Origin of the sequence: Siphonobacter aquaeclarae, from assembly GCF_900103285.1 — a bacterium.
GTDB classification, from domain to species: domain Bacteria; phylum Bacteroidota; class Bacteroidia; order Cytophagales; family Spirosomataceae; genus Siphonobacter; species Siphonobacter aquaeclarae.
On sequence record NZ_FNGS01000001.1, the window covers coordinates 874,790 to 899,404 of the forward strand.

The 24,615-nt window shown below is 55.9% G+C and carries 18 protein-coding genes; 11 read left to right on the forward strand and 7 right to left on the reverse strand.

Annotated features, from left to right (window positions below):
* Positions 1–22: 22 nt before the first annotated feature.
* Positions 23–664: a hypothetical protein gene (locus tag BLR09_RS03200; RefSeq protein WP_093197591.1), complete on the reverse strand. Its 642-nt coding sequence runs from the start codon at positions 662–664 to the stop codon at positions 23–25.
* 113 nt (positions 665–777) lie between these two features.
* Here BLR09_RS03200 and BLR09_RS03205 point away from each other — a divergent pair, with 113 nt between their 5' ends.
* Positions 778–2,040 carry a hypothetical protein gene (locus BLR09_RS03205; RefSeq protein ID WP_093197594.1) on the forward strand — a complete coding sequence of 421 codons (1,263 nt, stop codon included), beginning with the start codon at positions 778–780 and terminating at the stop codon, positions 2,038–2,040.
* Here BLR09_RS03205 and BLR09_RS03210 read toward each other — a convergent pair.
* The gene (locus BLR09_RS03210) at positions 2,018–2,356 is read right to left on the reverse strand and encodes an ArsR/SmtB family transcription factor (RefSeq protein WP_093197596.1); all 339 of its coding nucleotides are present in this window, start codon (positions 2,354–2,356) and stop codon (positions 2,018–2,020) included. The genes BLR09_RS03205 and BLR09_RS03210 overlap by 23 nt on opposite strands.
* A gap of 189 nt (positions 2,357–2,545) precedes the next feature.
* Between BLR09_RS03210 and BLR09_RS03215 the strand changes: the two genes are divergently transcribed.
* From BLR09_RS03215 to BLR09_RS03225, 3 genes are read left to right on the forward strand one after another with little or no spacing between them, the layout of a single operon-like run.
* Complete coding sequence (locus BLR09_RS03215; RefSeq protein WP_093197599.1) at positions 2,546–3,652, forward strand: efflux RND transporter periplasmic adaptor subunit; 1,107 nt, start codon at positions 2,546–2,548, stop codon at positions 3,650–3,652.
* Between the two features lie 15 nt (positions 3,653–3,667).
* Positions 3,668–6,742 carry an efflux RND transporter permease subunit gene (locus tag BLR09_RS03220; protein WP_093197601.1) on the forward strand — a complete coding sequence of 1,025 codons (3,075 nt, stop codon included), beginning with the start codon at positions 3,668–3,670 and terminating at the stop codon, positions 6,740–6,742.
* Positions 6,739–8,052, forward strand: coding sequence for a TolC family protein (locus BLR09_RS03225; RefSeq protein WP_093197604.1), 1,314 nt, complete (start codon positions 6,739–6,741; stop codon positions 8,050–8,052). The genes BLR09_RS03220 and BLR09_RS03225 overlap by 4 nt, the downstream gene beginning before the upstream one ends.
* A 147-nt stretch (positions 8,053–8,199) precedes the next feature.
* Here the strand turns inward: BLR09_RS03225 and BLR09_RS03230 are convergent, their stop codons facing one another.
* Positions 8,200–9,672: an alpha-L-fucosidase gene (locus tag BLR09_RS03230; protein ID WP_093197606.1), complete on the reverse strand. Its 1,473-nt coding sequence runs from the start codon at positions 9,670–9,672 to the stop codon at positions 8,200–8,202.
* Positions 9,673–9,909: 237 nt separating this feature from the next.
* Here BLR09_RS03230 and BLR09_RS03235 point away from each other — a divergent pair, with 237 nt between their 5' ends.
* Both BLR09_RS03235 and BLR09_RS25840 read left to right on the forward strand, forming a co-directional pair.
* Positions 9,910–11,031, forward strand: coding sequence for a collagen-like protein (locus BLR09_RS03235; RefSeq protein WP_093197609.1), 1,122 nt, complete (start codon positions 9,910–9,912; stop codon positions 11,029–11,031).
* A gap of 191 nt (positions 11,032–11,222) precedes the next feature.
* Positions 11,223–12,335: a collagen-like protein gene (locus BLR09_RS25840; protein WP_093197611.1), complete on the forward strand. Its 1,113-nt coding sequence runs from the start codon at positions 11,223–11,225 to the stop codon at positions 12,333–12,335.
* Positions 12,336–12,402: 67 nt separating this feature from the next.
* On the opposite strand, the gene BLR09_RS03245 is transcribed toward BLR09_RS25840, so the two are convergent.
* Positions 12,403–15,774 (reverse strand): DUF1080 domain-containing protein, encoded by a 3,372-nt coding sequence (locus BLR09_RS03245; RefSeq protein WP_093197614.1) that lies wholly within the window; start codon positions 15,772–15,774, stop codon positions 12,403–12,405.
* Between the two features lie 38 nt (positions 15,775–15,812).
* Complete coding sequence (locus BLR09_RS03250) at positions 15,813–17,084, reverse strand: Gfo/Idh/MocA family oxidoreductase (RefSeq protein ID WP_093197616.1); 1,272 nt, start codon at positions 17,082–17,084, stop codon at positions 15,813–15,815.
* Between the two features lie 706 nt (positions 17,085–17,790).
* Between BLR09_RS03250 and BLR09_RS25845 the strand changes: the two genes are divergently transcribed.
* Positions 17,791–18,411: a LacI family DNA-binding transcriptional regulator gene (locus BLR09_RS25845; RefSeq protein WP_262507467.1), complete on the forward strand. Its 621-nt coding sequence runs from the start codon at positions 17,791–17,793 to the stop codon at positions 18,409–18,411.
* The gene (locus tag BLR09_RS25850) at positions 18,353–18,847 is read left to right on the forward strand and encodes a substrate-binding domain-containing protein (RefSeq protein WP_262507468.1); all 495 of its coding nucleotides are present in this window, start codon (positions 18,353–18,355) and stop codon (positions 18,845–18,847) included. Before BLR09_RS25845 ends, BLR09_RS25850 begins: the two co-directional genes overlap by 59 nt.
* Here the strand turns inward: BLR09_RS25850 and BLR09_RS03265 are convergent.
* Entirely contained in the window at positions 18,844–19,569 is a 726-nt protein-coding gene (locus BLR09_RS03265) for an MBL fold metallo-hydrolase (protein ID WP_093197621.1), read from the reverse strand. The two genes, BLR09_RS25850 and BLR09_RS03265, sit on opposite strands and share 4 nt — an antisense overlap.
* Positions 19,566–20,750, reverse strand: coding sequence for an MFS transporter (locus tag BLR09_RS03270; protein ID WP_093197873.1), 1,185 nt, complete (start codon positions 20,748–20,750; stop codon positions 19,566–19,568). The genes BLR09_RS03265 and BLR09_RS03270 overlap by 4 nt, the downstream gene beginning before the upstream one ends.
* Positions 20,751–20,848: 98 nt before the next feature.
* On the opposite strand from BLR09_RS03270, the gene BLR09_RS03275 reads away from it, so the two are divergent.
* The 3 genes from BLR09_RS03275 (at position 20,849) to BLR09_RS03285 (ending at position 24,437) form a co-directional block, all read left to right on the forward strand.
* On the forward strand, positions 20,849–21,727 hold the full coding sequence (locus tag BLR09_RS03275) for a LysR substrate-binding domain-containing protein (protein ID WP_093197624.1): 879 nt from the start codon (positions 20,849–20,851) through the stop codon (positions 21,725–21,727).
* 181 nt (positions 21,728–21,908) lie between these two features.
* On the forward strand, positions 21,909–22,874 hold the full coding sequence (locus BLR09_RS03280; protein WP_093197626.1) for a Gfo/Idh/MocA family protein: 966 nt from the start codon (positions 21,909–21,911) through the stop codon (positions 22,872–22,874).
* Positions 22,875–23,090: 216 nt separating this feature from the next.
* Positions 23,091–24,437 (forward strand): Gfo/Idh/MocA family protein, encoded by a 1,347-nt coding sequence (locus tag BLR09_RS03285; protein ID WP_093197876.1) that lies wholly within the window; start codon positions 23,091–23,093, stop codon positions 24,435–24,437.
* Positions 24,438–24,615 lie beyond the last annotated feature (178 nt).

Below are 24,615 nucleotides of genomic sequence, written 5' to 3' on the forward strand. Positions count from 1 at the left end.
GGGGACGTTTCTTTTATGAAGTCTATTTTTTCCGCTCGATCGTCAGATTCGCGAATTTCCCACCCGATTGATTTCCGACCCAGAGGCCGATACCTCCCGATTTTTCGTGCAATAACCGCGGAACAGTCAGGCTCGGACTCGTTGCACGGTCGACAAAAACACGTACCTCCTTCTCCCCTACTTCGATCCGGGCATGAAACCAGGCGTTCGGGTCAGGCGCGGGATTCGCTGCTTTTTCAAATTCTCCGGGACGATTCGTCCGCAGCACATCCCAATCATACTGTGGCAGGGCAATGTATTGTACCGCATGGATTTTCCGGACAGGGTCGGTCGCCCGGAAATTAAACGGCCGGAAATAGATCGCTTCGTAATGTGTCGAATCCTGTACATGAAATGCCACACCGACGAAGCTCCGTTGCAGACGGTCGTTTCCCTGAATATCCAGCTCGATCGTACCTTCGCCAAAGGTTTCGCCGGATAGCCAGATCGCTCCGGCGTTGGGTTGTTCGTTGAGTTGAAGACCCGTCCGGTCGTTTTCGGTGAATACGGCGGCCGTGCGGTTATACGCCTGGGTCGCTCCTTTTCGTTGAAGATCGGCCAGGGAATACGATTGCTGAGCAAGTACGGGTGTCGAAAACAGAAGCAGGAACAGCAGGTTTCGCATGGTAGTTTCTTTGTTTTACTTTTACGTGGGACGAATATCGCCGACTATTCCGCATACCGTGCATACAAGGCTGTTCAAGTTCGTTCATAAATCTATTTACCTGACTATCAATCATGTCTACGCCTCCAACCGACAAAGATCTGCTGCAAAAATGCCGGCTCGAAATCGAGGCGAAACTTGGCTGGGGTGATCCGCAGGCCTGGACAAGTCAGGACTTTGAACTGCTCAGCGAACGTATTTTAACCGATACCCGCATCCGGATCAGCGTCAGCACGCTCAAACGTATCTGGGGCCGCGCCAGCTATACCAGCGAACCCAATACCGCCACGCTGAATGCCCTTGCCGGTTTTCTTTCCTACGACAGCTGGCGAGCCTACCGGCAGGCGGCGGCGGGAGTTGTTTCACCTTCGCCGGAAGAACCGAAACCGGCGGTACGTTCCGCCCGTTTTCCTTTCTATGGCCTCGGACTGGCAGGCTTGCTGCTGGGTGTTTTCTATTTTGTCCGCCCGGCAGAAGCACCCGATCCGGATCAGTTTTCGTTTGACAGCCGGCCCGTTGTCAAAGGCATACCCAATTCCGTCATCTTCCGGTATGATGCTTCGAAATCCGACGCCGATTCGGTCTTTATTCAGCAGTCGTGGGACGACCGCCGGCGCGCCCGCGTCTCCAAAAACCAGCACGAACATACTTCCATCTACTATTCGCCGGGGTATTTCCGGGCGAAGCTCATCGTCGGAAACCGCGTCGTGAAAGAGCATGATCTTCTCGTTCCGACAGACGGCTGGCTGCCACTCGTCATACAGGAACCTGTACCGGTGTATTTCCGGTCGGAGGAGGCCGTCAGCGATTCAGTCATGCGGCTGCCCGCTTCACTTATTGAGAAAAAGGGAATTCCTCTTCAGCCGCAGACACCGTGGACGAGCTACTATTATGTGAAAGATTTTCAGGGAGTTAAATCGGATGCGTTCCGGTTTGAGACCGAACTGCGGCACGAGTTCGGGGAAGGTTCGGCTGCCTGCCGGAAGATGCAGGTGCTGTTGCTGACGACCGACGGCGTTTACCTTGTGCCGCTGTCAGCGCCGGGCTGCATCGCCGATTTGTCGGTGATGCTCCGGAACGAATTGGTATCGGGAAGAGATACGGACCTGTCTGCGTTCGGAATTGATTCAGCCGGATGGACGCGGCTGGTATTGGAGGGCAAAAACGGGCAGCTGCGCATCCTGGTCAACGGGCGTGAGGCCCTGCGCCGGCCCGCGGCGAAAGACCCGGCGCGGATCGTCGGGATGGTCTACCAGTTTCAGGGAACCGGCGCCATCCGGAATGTGGCACTCTACGCGGGCGATACGCCTGTTTTTACTTCTCTGAAAGGGCAATAATCGCCTCGTCTTCCTTCGCCGCTTCGAGTACCGCTGCGAGCAGACCCGGAAACTTCGCCTCGATTTCATCCTTGCGGAGCGAGGTCAGGCTCTGCGTGCCTTCTGTACGCACGCGGATCAATCCCGACTCCCGCAAAACACGGATGTGGTGAGACATGGTCGACTTGGCGACGGGCGTCGGAATCGCGCCGCAACGCTGCTCACACAACTGTTCGGCCAGACAACGGACAAAATTCAGACGGACCGGATCACTCAACGCATGCAGGACGCACGTCAGGTTAATCTGATCCGCTGTCGGATGCGGATACTGTTTCATACGCTACTCACGCTCATTTTCAAGCGCTTACCTTCTGTATACAATCGGACTGACGAAGAATAACGTCCGGCCCTTCAAAAAAAATTCATCACAGGAGAAACCATTTGCAAATCGATATAGTTCGATAGTCATAGAACATTCGAATATTGTCATTTCCTCAACGTTCTATTTTTCTAAAACAATAATACTATGAATTCTTTTTCCGCACGAACGGTTTTGGCCGGGACCGGTATTTTACTGGCCGGGAGCCTCTTGTTCGCTCCCAAATTGTTCTCCTCAGGGCCGGAAAAGAAAACTCCGGGAGACGCACCGGGTGCCGGCGCACCGCGTGCCGCCGCACCGGGTGCCGCCGATAACCGCGTTGCCTCCGATCTGTATGTGATCCGGGCGACCATCATCGACGACGCCCTGCAAACCACCGGTACGCTTAACGCCAGCCAGGAAGTCGACCTGGTCAGCGAAGTACCCCGCAAACTGACCGGTATTCTCGTCCGCGAAGGCAGTACCGTCCGCCAGGGAGCGCTGCTTTTCAAACTTGACGACGCCGATCTGCTCGCCCGCAAGAAAAAACTCCAGCTTCAGGAAAAACTGGCGGTGCTGGATGAAAAGCGCTTCCGGGAACTGCTCGCCACCGAGTCGGTCAACCAGCAGGAATACGACCAGGTACTGACTCATTTACAGGTACTTCAGGCTGAAATCGAAGCCGTAAACGTAGACCTCGCGAAGACCGAAATCCGCGCGCCGTTTTCCGGCAAAGTAGGGTTGAAGAAGGTGGACATCGGCGCCTATGTGACGCCCAGTACGGTTCTGACCACGCTTCACGACGTCAGTCGCCTCGAAATCCGATTCACCGTACCCGAGCGGTATGCGTCGATCGTACAGGTCGGCCAGCCAATCCGGTTCCAGACCGAAACCAGTAACCTGCCTTTTGAAGCCCGCGTCACGGCCGTTGAGCCCAAAACCGATCTTCATACCCGCAGTCTTCTCGTCAAAGCCATGACATCGGGCGTATCCGGTAAACTCGTTGCCGGTACCTCCGCTAAAATCGAAGTACCCGTTCACCGCACCGGCGACGGCATTCTGATCCCGACCCAGGCCCTCGTTCCGACGCCTCAGGGCTATGCGGTGATCGTTCTCAAACAAGGCCTCGCGGCACAACGGGACGTCAAAACCGGAAACCGGACCAAGCGTCTGGTGCAAATTCTCGACGGTTTGTCCATCGGCGATACCGTCGTCACTACCAATCTCCTCCGGATTGCTCCCGGCGTGCCTGTTAAAGCCGCCACCATCGAATAACAGACGTATATCCACATGAGTTTATCTGGTCTGAGTATCCAGCGGCCTGTTCTGGCCGGTGTACTCTCTGTATTGATTGTACTTTTCGGGATGGTCGGACTGACGTACCTCGGGATCCGGGAATACCCGGTTACCGATTCGCCTATCGTCACCGTTACCACCTCCTACCCCGGCGCAAGCCCCGACGTCATCGCCTATCAGATTACCAAGCCGCTGGAAGAAGCCATCGGCGAAGCGAATGGTATCCGGACGATTTCGTCAGTATCCCGGGAGGCCGCCAGCGTGATTACCGTTGAGTTCAACCTCGACGCCGACCTGGAAGCCGCCGCCAATGACGTACGCGACAAGGTCACGAAGGCCCGGCGGTTGCTTCCCGCCGACGTCGACCCGCCTATCGTCGAAAAAGCCAATAGCGGTGACATTGTCATTTTCATGGCAGTAGAAAGCAAAACCCGCTCGATTCTGGAAGTCAGTAACCTGGCGTCGACCGTCATCAAGGAGCGCATGCAGACCATTCCCGGCGTGAAGCGCGTGGGTATCGCCGGCGAAAAGAAATACGCCATGCGCCTGCGGATCGACCCCGCGAAGCTGGCCGCCTACCAACTCACGCCTGCCGATATCGAGCAGGCATTGCGCCGGGAAAACGTCGATCTGCCCTCCGGGCGCGTCGAAGGCGACCGGAACGAGCTGACCGTTCGTACCCTGGGGCGCCTGACGAAGGAGGACGACTTCAATAACATGATTATCAAGCAGGAAGGAGAAAGCATCATCCGGTTCCGTGACCTGGGCTATGCCGAACTTGGCGCTGAAAACGAGCGTACTGCAATCCTCAATAGTTTGAAAGGAAACTCTGCTACCATCGGTGTCTTTGTGGAGCCACAACGCGGCGCGAATGCCGTGGCCATAGCCGATGAATTCTACAAACGCCTGCAGGAACTCCGGAAGGAAATACCGAAAGAATATGAACTGACTATTGGAAAAGACTTTACAGAACCAATCCGGGCATCTATTTCAGAAGTGGAAGAAACGCTGTTCATCGCGTTTGGCCTCGTGATCCTGATCCTGTTTATCTTTTTGCGGGACTGGCGGTCCACCATTATCCCCGTCGTCGCTATCCCCGTTTCGATTATCTCGGCGTTTTTCATCATGTATTTCGCGGGGTACTCGATCAACATCCTCACCCTGCTGGCGTTGGTACTGGCGATCGGGCTGGTCGTTGACGACGCCATCGTCGTCCTCGAAAACATCTACGCCAAAGTAGAAGAAGGAATGAGCCCGCTCGAAGCCGCCTTCAAAGGTTCTTCTGAAATTTATTTCGCGGTTATCTCGACGACGATTACCCTGGCGGCTGTATTCCTCCCGATTCTGTTTCTGCCGGGTATTACAGGGAAACTGTTCCAGGAATTCGCGGTGGTCGTCGCCGGATCGGTACTCGTCTCTGCTTTTGTGGCCCTCACGCTGTCGCCGATGATGAGCGCCTATCTCCTCAAACACCAGGATCAGCCAAACTGGCTGTACCGGAAAACGGAGCCTTTCTTCGTTCGCCTGAACAAGGGATATGAGCGGTCCCTGGCGTGGTTCCTGCGCTACCGGTGGCTGGCGTTTCCGGCACTGGCGGTCAACATCGGACTGATCTACGTGATTGGCAAACAGTTACCCTCGGAACTCGCGCCGCTGGAAGACCGCTCCCAGATTTCTCTGGCGGTACTCGCGCCGGAAGGTTCTTCGTACGAGTACACCGAAAAGTACATGAACGAGATCGCGAAGTTTACCGTCGATTCGACGCCGGGTCTCTTCCAGTCGTATTCCATCCTGGCGCTGACATTCGGCCCGCCGGCCCCTGTCAACCTGGCTATTCAGAACGTCTTTCTGACCAAACCCGGTGAGCGGAAAACCACCCAGGCAGATGTCTTCAATATCTATTCCCGCAATACCCAGCAATTCCGGGGTGTGCTGGCATTTCCGGTTCAGCCGCCGACGATCGGTAGCCGGTTCGGGCAGGCGCAGCCGGTTCAGTTCGTCCTCCAGGCTACACAATTGGCGGAACTGACGAAGGTTCTCCCGAAATTCATCGAAGAAGCCCGGAAAAGCGAGGTACTCCGTTTCGTGGACTCTGACCTGAAAGTCAACAAGCCCGAGCTGGTACTTCAGATCAACCGGGATAAGGCGGCGGAATTGGGTATTTCCACCGCGGAAATCGCGCGAAGCCTGCAACTCGCCCTCAGTGGGCAGCGGTACGGGTATTTCATTTACAACGACCGGCAGTATGAAGTCATCGGACAGTTGCAGCGGGACGACCGCAGTACCCCGTATGACCTCAAGTCCATGTTTGTCCGTACCCGGACGGGCGAGATGGTATCGATTGATAACCTGGTTTCGTTCCGGGAAAGCATCAGTCCGGCGGCGATTTACCGGTATGATCAGGCGATTTCGGCAACCGTATCCGGTGGTCTTGCGCCCGGTAAAACCATTGGCGACGGCATCGCAGAGATGCAGCGGATAGCGGCGAAGGTCCTTCCTCCGGCCATCAAAACATCACTGGCGGGCGAGTCCCGGGATTTTGCTGAAAGTTCTTCGAGCCTCCTCTTCGCGTTTGTTTTCGCCCTGGTATTGATCTACCTGGTTCTGGCGGCGCAGTTTGAGAGCCTCATCGATCCACTCATCATCCTCCTGACGGTTCCGATGGCCATGACGGGGGCGTTGCTCAGCCTCTGGTTGTTCGGCCAGACACTTAATATCTTCAGTCAGATCGGGATCATCACCCTGATCGGGCTTATCACCAAAAACGGGATTCTGATCGTCGAATTTGCCAACCAGAGCAAGGAAGAAGGCCTGAAACCGCTGGAAGCAGCGCGCGTCGCGGCGGCCTCCCGGTTCCGCCCCATTCTCATGACGAGTCTTGCGATGATCTTCGGCGCGATACCTATCGCCCTGACGGTCAACAGCCGGAGCTCCCTCGGTACGGTCATCGTAGGCGGTCTGACGTTCGCCGGCTTGCTTACCCTGTACGTCATCCCGGCGATCTACTCGTATTTCTCCCGCACTTCTTCCCATAAGAAAAAGCCGGAGCCAGAACTTGCAACTGTATGAAAACCATCCTTTCCCTTTTAATCCTTTTCGTGGCTTTTTCCGAGGCTGGCGCCCAGCGCCGCCTCGCGCTGAGCGACGCGGAATCCCTGGCGATAGACAAAAACCGGGATCTGCAGGTTGCCCGCCTGGAAGCAGCCAAAACCGATCAGCAGGTTCGGGAAGCCAAAGGCTATGCGCTCCCGCTCATCGCCGGATCGGCACAGTATCAGTATTATCCGTTACGACAGGTGTCTTTTCTTCCCGGAAGTTTTGTAGGACTTGGCGATGATCAGCTGGCAACGTTCCGCGTGGGCGGTTCCAGCGCCTTTCTGGGCGGTGTCACCATCAGCCAGCCGCTGCTCCAGCCCGGTATCAAAGCAGGGATACGTGCGGCCGGTCTGGCGCGGGATATCAGCGATCAGGCCATTTCCGAAACCCGCGCCCGGGTCGTAACCGACGTGCGCAAAGCCTACCTGCTTGTATTGATCACGCAGGAACAGCTTCGCCTGCAACAGCAGAGTATCCAGCGGAACGAACAGGCGCTGAAAGACGCCCGCGCGCTTCTGGCGCAGGGCCGCGCCTCCCGCGTGGATACCCTGCGGGCGTATGTGACGATTGAAAATCTCCGGCCGGCGGTCATCCGGCTGACCAATGAGGTGGATATCGCCGGAACGGTTCTGAAGCGCGTAATCGGTCTGGACGACAGCGATGTACTCGATCTGACCGACTCCCTGCGTTATGAGGAAAATCCGATCGAGGAAGCCGATTTTTACAGCCAGGCTATCCAGTCCCGACCGGAAATTCACAGGCTGGAACTAACCGAAAAGCTCAATCAGGCGCAGGTAAGTATCCGGGAGGCCGACCGGCGGCCCAAGCTCTCTGCCGTCGGACTGGTGCAGTCACAGGCACAAACCAACCGGTTTCAGTGGAATAGCTGGCCGGTGAGTTCCTTCGTCGGACTGCAACTGAATGTGCCTATTTTCTCTGGATTCCAACAGTTGGCGCGGATATCACAAGCGGAAATTACCCGTCAGCAGACCGCTACCCAACTCGCCAACCTGAAGGAAATTGTCCGGGCGGAAGTGAAGATTGCCCGGTCGAAAGCCGAAGAAGCACGCCTCCGCATCCGGACTCAGGCGCAGACCGTATCGGTGGCAGAGCTGGGCTACCGCATCACACGGGACCGGTTCCGGCAGGGTATTGCCTCCCGGCTGGACGTCACCGACGCTGAACTTTCCCTGACACAGGCCCGGGCCAACTACCTCCAGGCTGTGCATGATTTTCTGAACGCAACCTACGAACTGGACCGGGCAACCGGTCGGGTGAAGTAGCAGGGGGCATGGGGCAGAGGGCATGGGGTGGCGGAAGCGTCCTACTGTGCCCTCTGTCTATTCCGCATATGTATCAGCCACATAGGCAGTAACCTCGCAGAGAGTACGGGTGGCGAAAGCGCCGCCCCATGCCCTCTGCCCCATGCCCTATTTCCCCTGCCCGAACACCCCTACCCCCGCCAGCGTCGGCTGGAGGCGGGATGAAAGAATCCGAAGCCGGATTTTGCGCGCCGTAACGGCCGGGAAACGGAGCAGGCGCTTGTACCCTACTGTTGTGCCTTTCGTTACTTCTTTCCACTCCGTCCCTTCCTGAACTTCCAGGACAAACTCCTCTATGCGCTGACCGACCCGGATATTCTCCTGAAGCGACAGTACATCAAACGTTTGCGGGGATTTCAGGTCAAATTCCAGGGTTGCAGTAGTATCACTGCCCATCCAGTAGGTATCGTATTTACCGTCCGTGAGTCTGGGGTAGGCGGATGCTTTTTTCAGGATATTGTCCTTGAAAATACCGTCGCGCATGGTTTTCCACCCCTGCAAACTGCGGACGTCTGCGTCGGCCAGCAGGCCCCGGCGATCCGGCGGGATATTCAGCAACAGCACGCCGTTTTTACCGACGGAGTGAAAGTAGATATCCGTCAGTTTTTCAGGCGTTTTGACTTTGTCGTCTTCCGTTGCGTGGTAAAACCACCCGGGACGGATGGAAACGTCCGTTTCGGCGGGATACCAGGCCAGGCCTCTGGCTTTCGCGATAGCTGCCCGGCCGCCGAGGTCGCCCTTGTTGACATACCCGGCAGGTTTGACGAGCAGGTCTTTCTGGGAATTGGCGGCGACGGCATCCTGATCGAGATTATTGGCCGGAACAACACTCCATTCCGTTTCCCGGCCATACCCTGTTTCCGTACCCACCCAGCGTACATCGGGACCCATGATGGCGATCACCGCTTCCGGCTGGAGTTTCCGGATGAGTTTATACCAGCGGGGAAAATCATATACCTGTTTTTTTCCGTTGGGACCTTCGCCGTTGGCTCCGTCAAACCAGACTTCATCTACTTTGCCGTAATGCGTCAATAATTCGGTTAACTGATTGACGAAGAGATCGTTATACGCATCGGTACCATAAACCGGTGCATTGCGGTCCCACGGAGAAAGGTATACGCCGAAGCCGATGCCGTATTCGCGGCAGGCGTCAGCGACCTCTTTCACCACATCTCCCTTTCCGGCTTTCCAGGGACTGTTTTTGACCGAGTGACCGGTCGTGGCCGTTGGCCAGAGGCAAAAGCCGTCGTGGTGCTTCGCCGTGAGGATGACCTGGCGGATACCTGCCTCCTTGCAGGTGCGCACCCATTGGCGGGCGTCGAGTGCAGTCGGGTTGAAAATGGACGGACTTTCTGTACCGTCGCCCCACTCCCGATCGGTGAAGGTATTGACGCCGAAGTGAAAGAATGCCGTCAGTTCGAGCTGCTGCCAGCGGAACTGCCGGGGAGTCGGGGTAACCGTCGCTGCTTTGCGGATCAGGTCGGGGTCGTTGGGCAGCAGCGAGACAAAATGGTGTTGCGCTGCTATGGGAAGCAGACCACTTGCACAGAGAAGGGCTCCGGTCAGGAAGCGTCGATTCATGCCGTTTCTTTTTCTTCAGAATCGGAGAAAGGCAGGATCATACCCGTTCTTTGGTTGATTCCGCAGAAGAAAATACCGGTGAGCCGAAAGATGGCCACGTATATACAGATCGTTAGAAAACAAACGAGATCCGTGAAACGACGCAAAAACATATTTATTTTATCACTTATCAGGGAATTTACTGTAAATCAATACATTTAAGCTTTCAATGATATTACCTCACATCAAAAGTTTACTATGAAATACCGCCTTACTTACCTTATGGTGTCGCTACTGGGCACCACAACGGCTTTTGCCCAACAAAATGTTGGTATAAACACCACTACTCCCGATGCATCCGCCGCGCTCGACGTCACCAGCACCAACAAAGGAGTACTCGTTCCCCGGATGAATCAGTCGCAACGAACCGGAATTTCCAACCCGGCCACGGGCCTGCTGATCTGGCAGACAGATGGAACGTCCGGCTTTTATTATAATGCCGGAACGCCGGCTTCGCCAAGCTGGATTCAATTGGGCGCAACGGGACCCGTCGGGCCTGCGGGGCCGGTCGGACCGGTCGGACCCGTAGGTCCGACGGGCGCTACCGGACCACAGGGGGCTACCGGGCCGACCGGCGCAACAGGTCCGCAAGGCGCCACCGGACCAGCAGGCGCCGGCTTCGCCAATGGTACGACCGGCGGGCAGGTGTACCTGACGGGCTCCGTTGCTCCCTATGCGCCGCAAGTCCCTCAGACGGTCACGGGCGACGTAACGCTCACCAGTTCAGCCGTGACGACCATCGCCACCAATGCAGTCACCACCGGTAAAATCGCCAATAATGCGGTGACGGTTGGAAAAATCTCGGCGACCGGAACAGCCGACGGCTCCTCTTTTCTCCGCGGTGACGGTGTCTGGGCTTCAGCGGGCGGCGGATCATCCCTTTTTGCGAACCGGACGTCGGACGCGACCGTCTCCGTTTCCTCACCCACCTATGTGGATGTTGTCAGTATTTCGCTCGAAGCCAATAAGAAATACCTGATCCGCGGAAAGACGATTGCCGCCAAAACCGGTGCGACCAATGCCAACGTCACCTTCCGGCTGACCTACACCGGCAGCGCGACATCGCTAACGGGCGGGGTTTTCTATTCAAGCAGCCTCCTTCCGGGCTCGGCGTTCAGCAGTTCCTCGTTTGACACGGAAACTGCCGGTTTCGGACTGACGGCTACGCTGACACCCGGGCCGAAGTATGAAATTGAAGCGGTCATATCCACTACTTCTGCCGGAACCCTGACGGTCCAGACGGCACGTGCAACGACCAATACCACTAACGACTTTTCTATCAAATCAGGAAGTTATCTCGTCGCAAGCCCGATTCAGTAGCCGGTCGATCGTGACTATCCTTCAAAGCCTCTTCAAGCGCATGCCTGAAGAGGCTTTTTGTTTTGCGCGGTTGCGCCAAATGGTTAGTAACGTGTTTTATAAAACATAATAAATTTTATCATTTTACAATAATTTATTAGATAAATTATAATTTCGCCAACCAACAGCTTAACTCACATCAATAACATCGTATGAAGAAGCGTTTACCCTACCTGCTGGCTGCCCTGTTGGGTGCCACTACTGCCTTTGCCCAACAAAACGTTGGCATCAATACCACTACCCCGGACGCCTCGGCCGCGCTCGATGTAACCAGTACCAACAAGGGGGTACTGGTTCCGCGCATGAATCAGTCGCAACGGGCCGGTATCTCCAATCCTGCAACCGGCCTGCTGATCTGGCAAACAGACGGAACCTCAGGGTTTTACTACAACGCAGGCACACCGGCCTCTCCCAGCTGGATTCAGCTGGGCGCCCAGGGCCCGCAAGGGATTCAGGGTATTCAGGGGATAACCGGCGTCACCGGAGCCACCGGCCCGCAGGGACAAACCGGGCCAGCCGGTGCAACAGGTCCGGCAGGTCCGGGCTTTGCCAATGGTACGGCAGGCGGGCAGGTTTACCTTACATCTTCGACTTCTCCTTTTGCTCCGCAGGCTCCGCAGTCGGTCTCGGGTGATATTTCCATTACAAGTGCAGGCGTCGTCACTGTTGGCAGCAACGCGATTACCAGCGGGAAGATCGCCAACAACGCCGTATTACTCGGAAAAATCAACGCAACAGGTACGCCGGGCGCTTCGAACTTTCTGCGGGGAGACGGTACCTGGTCGGCAGTTACGGCCAGCTCCGGAACGACGAAGTACGTCACCCGGACAACAGACACAGACGTTACCATTCAGGCGCCGACCTATGTCGACGCCCTCGGTGTTTCGCTCGAGGCAAACAAGAGGTATCTTATTCGTGGTAAAATACTGACTACCAAAATCGGAACAGCATCGGGCTCTACCGGAGCGACCTATCGGCTCACCTATTCGGGTGCGGCAACTACGCCGGTCGGAGGTATTATCGTCAACGGCAGCTACATCCCGGGAAGTGCCTTCAACAGTACCGGAACGCACGATACGGAATCGGCAGGCTTCGGGATCAGCAATACAACTTCCATTTCTCCGCGCTATGACGTTGAAATGCTTGTCGTAACAACATCCGCAGGTACCCTCATGATCCAAACCGGCCGGCAGACGACCAACAATGTCAACAACTATACCCTGAAAACGGGTAGTTACCTTGTTGCCACCGAAATACAGCAGTAGGTCGGCATGAAATGCAAAAGGGGTCGCTCCGTTATGGAGCGACCCCTTTTCTTTTACTACCTGCTTCTTACAACCGCTTCACCCGGATGTTCCGGAATTTTACCACCGAGCCGTGGCCGAGGAAGGCCAGGTGACCCGTTTTGTTTTTCACGCCGGGGTGGCTTTTGTGATCGGCCGGGCCGTTTTTGGTCGCTTCCTCGAGGTCGCCATCCACAATGGTGGTACCGTTCAGAATGACTTTTACTTTCGAGCCTTTGACGATTACTTCTTCGTAGTTCCATTCGCCCAGAGGCTTCAGGTACCCGCGTTTCGCCGGAATAATCCCGTAAACGGAACCGTGGTACTGGTACGGCTGGAGGTTTTTGTAAATCTCCGCGTCGTTGTCCAGGATCTGGAGCTCCATTCCTACATAAGCGGCGTCACCTTCGAGCGGGGTGCGGATACCAAGGCCGTTGTTGGCGCCGGGCGTCAGCTGGAACTCAAACCGGTAGTGGAAATCCGGGAATTCCTCCTTCGTGTAGAGGTTACCGTGACCGTGGTCGGTCGGGTAAATGACGAGGTTACCGTCTTCCACCACATAATCCTTCAGGTTACCGGTCCATTTGTCGAGGTTGGTTCCATCGAAAAGTACCTCAAAACCTTCCTTCTTTTCGTCAGCAGAAAGTTCAAACGCCTTCGGCTTCGGCAGTTCCTTGATAAAGATATCGCGGTATGCTACCGGCGATCCGTGTGCCTGAAGCTCAATTTGTTCTTCGGTGAAGAGCGGTAGCTTCCGGTCCCAGTAGTTTTCGAGCGGTACGTTGTTGACAACCAGCTCGCCGTTGAGGTATACCGTTACCCGGTCCCCGCGCATCACGATCCGGAAGTTGTTCCATTCGCCGAGCGGGTTATCTGCTACTTTAGAGGGCTTGCTTTCGTTCTTCTGGTTGTTGTACAGCCCACCGGAGCCAACCTGCGCGCCTACGTCGCGGCGGGACGTGTCCCACATCTGAACCTGGGGAGTCCCGCGGAGGTAGATACCGGCGTCGCCGTTTTTCTTGCCGTCGTTGAAGATTTTCCAGTCGACGTACATTTCAAAATCGCCGTACTTCTTCTCGGTACAGATATTGTCACCGTGTGCCGTGAAGAGGAGAACTCCGTTTTCCACTTTCCAGCCGGTACGCATGATATCGTCCGCTTTCTTCTGCTCCGCCGCCAGTGTGGTAGCATCCATCTGCGCCCGTTTGATCGGGTTGGCGACGAGGCCTTTCCAGCCGGTCAGGTCTTTTCCGTTAAACAAAGACACGTATCCGGCGCCCTGCGGCAGTTCGGCAATATGCTTGCGCACCGCAGTTTTCAGGTATTCGCTGTCCGTACCGCTGATGCTGCCGAGGCTCTTGGTCAGAAGGGCTTTTACTTCTTCACCGTTCCATTCCTTGTTCGACATCGCAATGCTGGTGACGGCGTTGGCTGCATAAGGAGCAACAGCCGCGTCGTCCAGGAATTTCCCGGCAAACATCAGGGAAGGAAGCGTACGGGTACGCGATACTTCGTTCAGAATCAGTCGCTTCTGCTCGGTAGTCGCGGCCAGTTCCATGCCATTTTTCAGGAGGACAAGCTTCTGGGCGTCCGGATAGTTCGATTTGGCGACGAGGCGTACGAAGCCTTTCAGCGCCGGATCGAGCAATTCCGTACCTGCAACCGACTGGCCGATGCGGAAGAGTTCGGGAGCCGCTGATGCGTCGCTCCACTGGCTCAGCGCTTCGATAACCGCTGCTTTGTTGTTCTGGAATTCACCGACAACGGTCTTCAGGGCTTCCTTGCCGCCGATTTGTGCAAGGATACCGTAAAACAGAGGCTTCTTCTCCGCAGGTGCCGAAGACAACTGACCCAGGATCAGGGAAATACGTTGCGACGGATTTTCGGCAGAAGCCTGTACAATCGCCGACTGTACCGCCTTGATGTCTTCCTGACCGGAAACCGACTTCAGGAGCGAAAACAGCGCCGGTAACTGAGCAGCGGTAGCTACACCCGAAAGGTTACGGATGGCGGCCGACTTCACCGCAGCATCGCTGCTGCCCGTCAGCGCGAGGACATTCGTCGCGTGGGCAGATGCCTTGCGCGCGCCGAGAATATCCAGGAGCGCAACCTGTGCACCGGACGAGGCCCCGCTCAGAGCAGAAGCTACCGGAGCGGATACGTCAGTACCTTTGAGAGACAGCAGCGCGGTTTTGGCAGCGGCGATCGTCTCTGCATCACCCGACGTCAGGGATGACAGCAGCGGGGTCAAGGACGATCCCTGGCCGATTTTGCCGAGCGCTTCGATAGCGGCAAGGCGAACACCGGCATTGCTGTTCTTCACCTCCGAAGTCAGCGCGGAAAGTACCGACGCGTCCCGCTGGTTACCCAGCATCCGGATGATATCCGCCTGCGCCGCCGGAGCTGCAGTTTTAAGGGCCGCAACCCATGTTGCTCCCTTGCCTTTGAAAGACTGAGCGTTTTTGAGGGCTGCACCGCGGTATTGCCCGTTGGCGTCGCCGGCAGCGGCGACGAGCAGCGGCAGGCTCTTGTCTCCTTCAATCGAAGCGATCAGGCTGAGTGCGCCACTACGGGTATGCAGCTGGGTCGGCTTGGTTGCCGCTGCGAGAAGGGCCTTGGCTGCCTTGGAAGCAACAGCGGCCTGTCCGTTTTCAGCGGCACGCTTGATCCAGTAGAGGTAGGACGACGACGCGTTGGCTTCGTCGAACGTATAGCCGGCTTTGGCTGCCTGCGCCTGAATTACCGGGCCCGACGCCGCGTTACCGATATGCGCCAGGGCATACAGGGCTACCTTCCGCACTTTCACATCGCTGTTTGAAGCAAAAGGCGTGATCGCCGCCACCGCCGAAGCCGCACGGGTATCACCCAGGGCCTCGATGAGGGAAAGCTGACGGTTGCCGGTAGCGCCTTTCAACGCCGACAACAGTGCCTGCTGCGCAGCCGGTGTATTGATTTTGACGAGTGCACGGGCGGCGGGATCAGCGAGGCGATCGTCGGTAAGGAACTTCGCCAGCGTTGCCACTGCTTCATTTTTACCCACCATCTGCAACTGTGCGATGAGGAATGCCTTTGCGTCGGGGTCGCTGATTTTGGTCAGCGCTTTTTGATAGGCTTTGGACGCCAGGAGCCGGTCAGACTCCCGGTTTCCCTGTGCCGCGTAGTATGAAAACCCGCTGAGGGCGTATTGGATCTGGGTGTTATCGCCTTTTCCCTGGGGCGTCATCATCGACGCCAGCTCGGTCAGGCCGGCTTCGCCAAGGGTGGCAACTTCGGCCATGAGGCTGGTGAGCTGGACGCTGTTGCTGGCGGGAGCTTTCATCAGCAGGTCGGCGATGCGCGTCTGCTGCGTCCGGTTATCCTGAGCCCATCCGGCCTGCGCGAGCAGGGCTGCGAGGAGGATGGAGTAAACTACTTTTTTCATATGTACGGGATGGTAACCCTTGTTGTGTAGAGGTGTGATTAAATAGTCCAGGGAGCGCGCATCGGCTGATCGATCAGGCGGTTAGCCGCCTCGTCATCCACAAAAAGCTGCTTCACCGGATCGAACTTGAGGGAACGGCCGAGCTTGAGCGCCGCCAGCCCCATGTTGACGATGGTACAGGAGCGGAATCCGTTTTCTTCGTTCAAAGCAAACTGCTTGCGGTCTTTGCAGGCTTCTACGAAATCCGTTACCTGCGGAACAGGATCCGGGAATGCCGCGAGCTTTTTCGCGAGGTCCGGAATATCCGAACGGAAGTTGGGATACAGCTTGCCTTTCGGTCCTTCGATGTACGGAGCGTCGACATCGCGGCCTTCTCCATCGAGGATGATTTTGCAACCGTCGGCATAGGTATATTCAATGCGCCGCCAGGTACCAACCGCTTCCGGGTGCTGTTCCGGCGCGTCGATTTCTACTGAAACAGGGCTGGTATCGTCTTTTCCGAGGAAGTACTGGATCGGGTCGAGGTAGTGCTGACCCATGTCGCCGAGACCGCCGCCATCGTAATCCCAGTAGCCGCGGAACGTTCCGTGCGAGCGGTGGGCGTTATACGGTTTATAAGGAGCGGGGCCGAGCCACATGTCGTAGTCGAGTTCGGCCGGGACCGGCTGAGGTTCGAGGTTGGTCTTCCCTACCCAGTAGAATTTCCAGTCGAAACCGGTATGCTTGCTCACCGTTACTTTGAGCGGCCAGCCGAGCAGACCGCTGTCGACGAGCTTTTTAATCGGCTCGACGGTGGTATTCATTCCGTAAAAATTATCCTTGAAGCGGAACCAAGTATTGAGGCGGAAAATCCGTCCGTGCTGTTTCACGGCTTCCTTTACCCGTTTTCCTTCGCCGATCGTCCGGGTCATAGGCTTCTCGCACCAGATGTCCTTGCCGGCGCGGGCAGCGTCTGCCGCCATGATACCGTGCCAGTGGGGCGGCGTCGCGATGTGCACGATGTCCACTTCGGGCAGCTGGATCAGCTCGCGGTAGTCCCCGAACGTCTTGATGCCATTGCCACCGGCGAGTTCGACGGCCTGCTTGAGGTGATTGCGGTCGACGTCACACATAGCGACGACCCGGGTACCGGCGTACGGAATGTGGCCGCGGCCCATGGAGCCGACCCCGATGATGCCTTTGGTCAGCTGATCGCTGGGCGCCAGGTAACCTTTCCCGAGCACGTGGCGGGGAACGATGCTAAACGCGGCGAGGGCGGCCGCAGACGACTTCAGGAATTTCCGTCTAGACGAAGATGATTCGTTGGTCATGGGTAAAGAGGAGGATGCTAAACAGTATGTTCGTGATGTTAATAAGGAGTATACCCCGGTCAAACGAAGACAGACTACATTGCAAATATATCAAAGGGATGTTCCCCGCCATGGGCTGGAAGGCCGGCCGGATGCGTTGCGGGCTGTTTTTCCAGCGTCTCGGGAGGGTAGCCCGCTATTGCTCCGACTTTCCTTTCGCAAGATTAATACTCTGTTAATCAATAAATTACAATATATTAATTGCTGACAAAAGACCGTCGGACCAGAAATCGGGTACGCACCCGTAATTAATAAAATTTTTTATATTTGTGCCGGATATACACATTTCCGAACGCCGCCGCGCAGCCCCGAAAGGCCTCCTTCCCCGATCCTCAGACCCTGCTTTTCCTTTTTTGCAAATGAGGCTTTCCTTCAAAATCGATCGGGTTTTGAGGGAACAATAGCAAAATTATCTTCTTTGTTGAACCAGGAAAGTAAGTAGTTTGTATGGTTTTTCGCGGCAAAATCAATAATGTTTACAAATACTAAACTTTTTTAGCGGCATTCCGGGATGAAATTGGACAGATGGCGCCGCATATCCGGTATTTCCGGAGTCCGGACTGTCTGTATATTGTCTCCGGAAAAGGTCGGTTTTTCCCAAAAAATTGCCATCTTTTCACACCCCAAAACTGAATTTCCGCCGTAACCTCCTTTAACTCAGTAGCGAATGAAATCATCTCCCAAGGAATACAGCGGAGTGAAAGAAATTGCCAGACGTGCCAACGTTTCGATCGCGACCGTCGACCGCGTCATCCACAACCGCACGGGCGTCTCCGCCAAAACGCGTGACAAAATCAACAAAATAATCGCTGAGCTGGCGTATCAGCCCAATTTGCTGGCCAGTCGGCTGGCTTCCCGCAAAATCCTCAACCTGGCGGTTCTGATACCGGATGTTTCGGAAGAAACCGACTTCTGGGAAGCGCCGCTGCGTGGAATTCAGCGCGCAGAAGCCGAAATCCGGCAGTATGGCGTTCAGGTCAATATCCACCTGTTTGACCTGAACGATACGGCCTCCTTTGCCGCGCAGGCAAAGAAAATCCTGGCGTCCGGGCCGGATGCCATACTGTTGTCTCCCTCGTTTGTCGAAGAGTCCCGCCAGTTTGCCCGGGATTGCGAACAGAAAGAAATACCTTTTATCCTCATCGATTCGAACCTGCCGGAGGCAGCAAGCCTGAGCTACATTGGCCCCCCCCCTGGCTCAGTCGGGTACGGTTGCTGCGAAGCTGCTCATGTACCGGCAGAAAAAGGAAGGTACGATACTGGTTGTCAACCTTTCGCGGGAGGTTGATCCTTACAATTACCTGCAAATCGAGGAAGGTTTCCGGAGCTATTTTCGGGAAGAAGGCCTCTCCCACTCCATCATTCGCCTGGATATCCGGGATACGTCGTACCTGTCGGTCGCCAAAAGCCTGAAAAAGGTAGTGCACTCCCGGGAGGCAGTGGACGGTATCTTTGTGACCAATTCCCGTGTGTTTTCAGTAGCCCGCTTTCTGGAAGAAAACGATCTGGCCGGCATTCCACTGATCGGGTATGATTTTCTGAAGCAAAACATCGACCACCTGAAAAACGGAACGATCGACTTTCTCATCTGCCACAAACCGGAGGAGCAGGGCTACCGGAGCGTGATGGCGCTGTACCAGTCGCTGGTACTGGGTACGGCCGTCGGCAAGGTACATTTCATGCCGATTGACATTGTCACGAAAGAAAACTGCGACTACTATTAAGGAAGGGTTTTGAGCGGAAGGCGGCGGTCGTGGTAAAACAGGAACGTCCAGCCTTCCGCCTGTTCTTTCCATTCCCGGCGGTTATCGCGGGCTTTCTTTCCGTCGAAATCATTGCGGTATGCGGAGTGCTGGTCGAGGTATACGGCCATCGGAATTTCATCGGCTCCGTAAAAAATCACTTCTCCGTCTTCCTCCAGCCGGATGGTCTGGTGAAACGGCGTGTGCCCGCCGCTGACGGCATAGGTGATTCCATCGGCGATTTCGCCTGTGTCGTCGTCCAGCCATACCCGGTTTGGCAGCGACGCGAGCGCCAGCAATGTCGGTTCGTGGTAGGAAGGATTTCCGGTCTGCGCCTGCGCGTAAAGCCACTCCCGACGCTGGAGGTAGTGTTTGGCGCGGGGAAAGAGCGGGTGGAAGTGGCCGTCGTCCCACATGCCGAGGCCGCCGGTATGGTCCTTGTGCAGGTGTGAAAGAATAACCCGGGTCACATCTTCCGGACGGATACCCGCTTCTTCAAGCAGGCCGAGAATAGCCGGCATGCCGTTGGATGCGGTTCCCAGTCCTGTATCCAGCAATACACAATCATTGCGCATCCGGATCAGAAACGGACGTATGGCGAGCAGGGTAGTTCCCGGTATCCTCGGCATCCCGGAGATAAACGGTACAAAACGTTTGACAGAATCGACAACAAAAAGGCCCTCGGTTAGGGGAAGAATAGTCATATAGCTGCGACCGGTTCGGGGTGCCGCATGCGCAGGCGAACACCGATAGTAGTTCCAATGTTGAGCAGCGCGAGGGCCGTCAGGGTACCCAACAGGCCGGTGGCCCCAAAATGTTCCATCAGGTATCCTCCGGCAAGCGGCGTTGCCGCCTGCGCGATGAGCGCCGGCCGGGCCAACCGGCCTAATACCATCGGATAGTTCTCAGGACCAAACAGTTCGAGCGGCAGCGTTCCTTTCAGCACGGACCGCATGCCGTTTCCGAGGGCGTATAAAATAACGGCGAGGGAGGCTACAGATGGCCCCATTTCCAGTAAAAGCAGTCCCAGAAAAGTGAGGATAACCGAGACGAAGGTTGTCCAGATCGGGTGTTTTTTCGGTGCGAGGACATCGAGAAACCGCACGCCTACCTGACACGGACCGATCAGCGCGCCGATGCCGATGGCGGTATGCAGCGACATGCCTTTTGATTGCAGGATTTGCAGGAGCTGCACGGTCACTGCCGTCAGAATAATAGCCGCAAGGGTAAAATTGACGGCGAGCAGGTTCAGAAGCGAGTCGCTTATCGGAAGTGATGAAGCGGCAGAACGCATTGTGGCTGCCGGTACAGGCGTCTCTTCCTCCGGCAAACCGAAGCGATACAGTAGCCAGATACTTGTAAAGAGAATCACGGCATATCCCAGGCAGGCCCCGCGCCAGCCCCAGGCGGTAAGCATAGCGCCGAGAAGGGGCCATACAATCGTCGTACAAAATCCGGAAATCAGGGTGACCGTCGTGATCGATTTGCGGGCCTGCGCTCCCTGAAATTTACCCAATACGGCAAACAGGGCATCATACAACCCCATTGCCATACCCACGCCGATGACGCACCAGCCGAACAGGAAAACGGGCAGCGAGGGAGAGATCGCCAGGATCACAAGCCCTGCGCCGAGTACAAAACCGGCATACAGAAGCGGCTTCCGGGCGTCGTGCCCGCCGATGTACCGGCCTACTGCCGGAGCGAGGCAACCCGAGATCAGCAATCCGGGAGACAGCGCGCCGAGTACCCATTGCCTCGGCCAGCCGGTATCCTGCACAATGGGATCGGCGAGGACTGCCAGCAGGAAGAAAGAACCGCCCCAGCTCAGTAGTTGTGCCAGGCCCAAAAAGCTGCTGATTCGCAGGGAAGAAAGCATTTTCGTCATCATTGCAAACTTTTCCGCTTTGCCGATGCAAAAGTAGAGTGGCCTTCTAAATTTGTAAAAAGGTATTTTTCTATCAGAATGATCGATATTACCGATTAATGGAACTCCGACAACTTCGCTATTTTCTGAAAGCGGGTGAACTGCTGCACTTCACCCGGGCAGCGGAAGCCGTCAATATCAGCCAGAGTACCCTCTCGCAGCAGATCCGGCAACTGGAAGACGAGCTGGGGACTCCTCTCTTCGACCGAATTGGCAAACGCGTATTGCTGACGGAAGCAGGAACGCGGTTTCTGGTATATGCCCGGCAGACCGTCGCCAGCGCCGACAGTGGCCTGGAGATTCTCCGGGATCTCGCCGGTCTGGAGACGGGCGATCTCCGCATCGGCGTTACGTATACCCTGCGCACGCTGCTGACGCCGGCGCTGGTCGCCTTCTCGACTGCCTTTCCCGGTGTGTATATCCATATCTTGTTTGCGACGTCGGAGGAGCTGGCGGAAAAACTGCTGGCGGCGGAGATCGACCTGGCACTGAGTTTCCGGGAAGGAGGCATCCGGGACGACTCGTTCGACAGCGAGCCGCTTTTCGAGTCCCGCATGGCGCTGATCGCCGCCGAAAGTACGGAGTGGACCGACCGGCAGCAGGTAACGCTGCCAGAGATCGGCCGACTGCCGCTGGTACTGCCCGTTCGCGGCTACAGTACCCGGCAGTTTCTGGACCAGGCATTTGCCGAAGCGGACGTTCGCCCGAATATCCGGATGGAACTGAATGATATTCCCACTTTGCTCGACCTTGTCCGGACGGGGCACTGGCATACCATTCTGTCGATGGCGACGGTCACCGGGCAGTCAGGATTAACCGCTATTCCGATTGAAGGAGCAGGTATGAACCGGCAGGCGTCGCTGGTGTGGCTCCGTTCGGCCTACCGGAAAAAAGCGGCGCTGCGGTTGTCTGAACTACTGACCGGGCCGCATGTCTGAAAGAGATATATTCTTGTTCTGCCACAAAAGCTCTCCACCTCTCTCCCATCCCGTAAAATTTTCCTTAAATAGGGTAAATAAAATTGCGAATATAAAATTGGCGCTATATTTACGGGTACGTACCCGGTGATCGTAATACCATGACAATCAAAGCCGGAGCTAACCTGCCTCTTTACCAAAAATGAACCTTTCCAGCGACCGCCGCTCCTTCCTCAAAAAAGCCACGATGGGTGGCCTTGCCCTGACGTTCTTCCCGGCCTTCGAAGGCAAGCGGGTAGGCATCATCGGGCTGGATACCTCTCACAGCCTGGCCTTTACCAAGGTACTCAACGCGCCGGATGCCCCGGCCGTCTATGCAGGGTATAAGGTTACTGCGGCCTATCCGTATGGAAGCCGGGACATCGAAAGCAGTGCGAAGCGCATTCCCGGATACACGGAAGACGTGAAAAAGCTGGGTGTTGAAATCGTCGATTCGATTGCGGACCTGCTCCGGAAGGTAGATGTTGTATTGCTGGAAACGAACGACGGCCGCCTGCACCTGGAGCAGGCCCTTCAGGTACTGAAAGCCGGTAAGCGGGTGTTTATCGACAAGCCGGTTGCGGCTTCGCTGAAAGACGCCATCGCTATCTACCAGGCTTCGGAAAAGTACCGTATTCCGGTGTTCTCGGCGTCGTCGCTCCGGTACATCAAAGGCATCGAAAATATCGACAAAGCCAGTGTCACGGGAGCGGATACCTTCAGTCCGGCTGTCTATGAAAAAACACACCCGGATCTGTTCTGGTATGGCGTTCATGGAGTTGAAACGCTGTTTGCGGTGATGGGAACCGGTTGCCGGGAAGTCGTACGCGTGCATACGGAAACGACGGACATCGTCATCGGTACCTGGGAAGACGGCCGCATCGGTACGTTTCGCGGTACGCGCACCGGCCTACACGACTACGGCGGTACGGTGTATATGAAGCAAAAAAACCAGGTTCTCGGCCCCTATGCCGGCTACGAACCGCTTCTGAAAGATATCATCCGGTACTTCGAAACCGGCGAGGTGCCGGTAACCCCGAAGGAAACACTCGAAATTTTCGCCTTTATGGAAGCCGCCGACGAAAGCAAACGGCAGGGCGGTAAGGCGGTAGCTTTGAAAAAGCTATAGGCTGTAGGCTTTATGCTGTAGGCTGTTACCTTGCCAGTTTGTCGTAAGCTATTTTGGATACATGTCGCCAAAGCATATTATAATGCCTTAAGCTATAGGCTTTATGCTGTAGGCTACTGGTGTTAACCTTGTAACATGTCATAAACAATATACGGATACCTCTCGCCAGAGCTTATTGCTTAAAGCTTGCCGCCTGAGCTCAAATCCCCTCCCCTCATGAACCCAAACACCCGCAGAGATTTTCTCCGCAAAACCCTGACAGGCGCGACTGCGTTGTCGGTCGGCGGGATCCTTCCCGGATTTTCCCCGAAAAGCTATGCCCGCATTTCGGGCGCAAATGAACGGATCGCCGTGGGCGTGATGGGCGTCAACAGCCGCGGACTGGCCCTGGCGTCGAACTTTGCCCTGCAGCCCAACTGCGAGGTACGGGCGATCTCCGACGTGGATTCCCGGTCGCAGGAAAAATGCATAGCCGCCGTCGAAAAAATACAGAACCGGAAACCAGCCGGTCAGCCGGATTTCCGGAAAGTACTGGAAGACAAGGACATCGACGCGATGGTAATCGCCACGCCCGACCACTGGCATGCCCCGGCGGCTATTCTTGCCTCCAAAGCCGGCAAACACGTCTACCTGGAAAAACCCTGCAGCCATAATCCGCATGAAGGCGAATTGCTGGTGGCCATCCAGAGGAAGTACAAAAACGTGATTCAGATGGGCAATCAGCGGCGCTCCTGGCCGAACGTTGCCGCCGGGATCAAAGAACTGAAAGACGGGATCATCGGCCGGGCCTATTTCGCCAAAGGCTGGTATACGAATAACCGGGAATCAATTGGAAAAGGAAAAGTCATTTCCGTCCCTTCCTGGCTCGACTATGAACTCTGGCAGGGACCGGCGCCGCGGCGGCCCCTCAAGGATAACCTCATCCACTACAACTGGCACTGGTTCTGGCACTGGGGCACAGGCGAAGCGCTCAACAACGGCACCCATATGCTGGATCTCATGCGCTGGGGACTGGGCGTGGACTATCCGACACGCGTCACTTCCACCGGTGGGCGCTACCGCTATCAGGACGACTGGGAAACGCCTGATACCCAGGTAATATCCCTTGAATTTGCCAACAATACCGGCATGACCTGGGAAGGCCGCAGCTGCAACGGCCGGACCGTTGAGGGGTCGAGCGTAGGAGTGATTTTCTATGGAGAAAACGGCTCCCTCCTGCTCGACGGCGGCAACTCCTACAAGGTTTTCGACCTCAATAACAAAGTCGTCAAAGACGTCAAAAATGACCTCGTCATCGACCCCCGGAACAAAATGAACCCGTCGCAAGCCCTGGATGCCATACACATCCAAAACCTTTTCGACGGGATCAAAAAGGGTACAACTCTGAGTTCCGATATCCTCAGCGGGCACCAGAGTACGCTGCTTTGCCAGTTGGGCAACATTGCCCTGCGCTCCGGTGGCGTCCTCGACATCGACCCCAAAAACGGCCACATCAAAAACAACCCCCAGGCTCAGAAACTGTGGAAACGGGAGTATGAGAGGGGGTGGGAGCCGACGATCTAGTCCGCCCATCTGTCGGCTGTTTTCAGTTTTCAGTTTTTGGTTTTCAGTTTGATGGTAAGCGTATTTGGCGATGACAAGGCACGTTCGAAGTCACGCTCCGGTGCATCGGATATCGCCCGGTTGTCAAACTGAAAACCAAAAACTGTAAACCGAAAACTGTAAACCACCACAACCATCC

Bases quoted from the DNA above. Each gene is read 5' to 3' on its own strand.
- BLR09_RS03250 (WP_093197616.1), bottom strand. From the start codon at position 17,084: ATGACCAACGAATCATCTTCGTCTAGACGGAAATTCCTGAAGTCGTCT.
- BLR09_RS03275 (WP_093197624.1), top strand. From the start codon at position 20,849: ATGGAACTCCGACAACTTCGCTATTTTCTGAAAGCGGGTGAACTGCTG.
- BLR09_RS25840 (WP_093197611.1), top strand. From the start codon at position 11,223: ATGAAGAAGCGTTTACCCTACCTGCTGGCTGCCCTGTTGGGTGCCACT.
- BLR09_RS03205 (WP_093197594.1), top strand. From the start codon at position 778: ATGTCTACGCCTCCAACCGACAAAGATCTGCTGCAAAAATGCCGGCTC.
- BLR09_RS03200 (WP_093197591.1), bottom strand. From the start codon at position 664: ATGCGAAACCTGCTGTTCCTGCTTCTGTTTTCGACACCCGTACTTGCT.
- BLR09_RS03245 (WP_093197614.1), bottom strand. From the start codon at position 15,774: ATGAAAAAAGTAGTTTACTCCATCCTCCTCGCAGCCCTGCTCGCGCAG.
- BLR09_RS03235 (WP_093197609.1), top strand. From the start codon at position 9,910: ATGAAATACCGCCTTACTTACCTTATGGTGTCGCTACTGGGCACCACA.
- BLR09_RS03215 (WP_093197599.1), top strand. From the start codon at position 2,546: ATGAATTCTTTTTCCGCACGAACGGTTTTGGCCGGGACCGGTATTTTA.
- BLR09_RS03230 (WP_093197606.1), bottom strand. From the start codon at position 9,672: ATGAATCGACGCTTCCTGACCGGAGCCCTTCTCTGTGCAAGTGGTCTG.
- BLR09_RS03220 (WP_093197601.1), top strand. From the start codon at position 3,668: ATGAGTTTATCTGGTCTGAGTATCCAGCGGCCTGTTCTGGCCGGTGTA.
- BLR09_RS25845 (WP_262507467.1), top strand. From the start codon at position 17,791: ATGAAATCATCTCCCAAGGAATACAGCGGAGTGAAAGAAATTGCCAGA.
- BLR09_RS03270 (WP_093197873.1), bottom strand. From the start codon at position 20,750: ATGACGAAAATGCTTTCTTCCCTGCGAATCAGCAGCTTTTTGGGCCTG.
- BLR09_RS03285 (WP_093197876.1), top strand. From the start codon at position 23,091: ATGAACCCAAACACCCGCAGAGATTTTCTCCGCAAAACCCTGACAGGC.
- BLR09_RS25850 (WP_262507468.1), top strand. From the start codon at position 18,353: ATGTACCGGCAGAAAAAGGAAGGTACGATACTGGTTGTCAACCTTTCG.
- BLR09_RS03265 (WP_093197621.1), bottom strand. From the start codon at position 19,569: ATGACTATTCTTCCCCTAACCGAGGGCCTTTTTGTTGTCGATTCTGTC.
- BLR09_RS03210 (WP_093197596.1), bottom strand. From the start codon at position 2,356: ATGAAACAGTATCCGCATCCGACAGCGGATCAGATTAACCTGACGTGC.
- BLR09_RS03225 (WP_093197604.1), top strand. From the start codon at position 6,739: ATGAAAACCATCCTTTCCCTTTTAATCCTTTTCGTGGCTTTTTCCGAG.
- BLR09_RS03280 (WP_093197626.1), top strand. From the start codon at position 21,909: ATGAACCTTTCCAGCGACCGCCGCTCCTTCCTCAAAAAAGCCACGATG.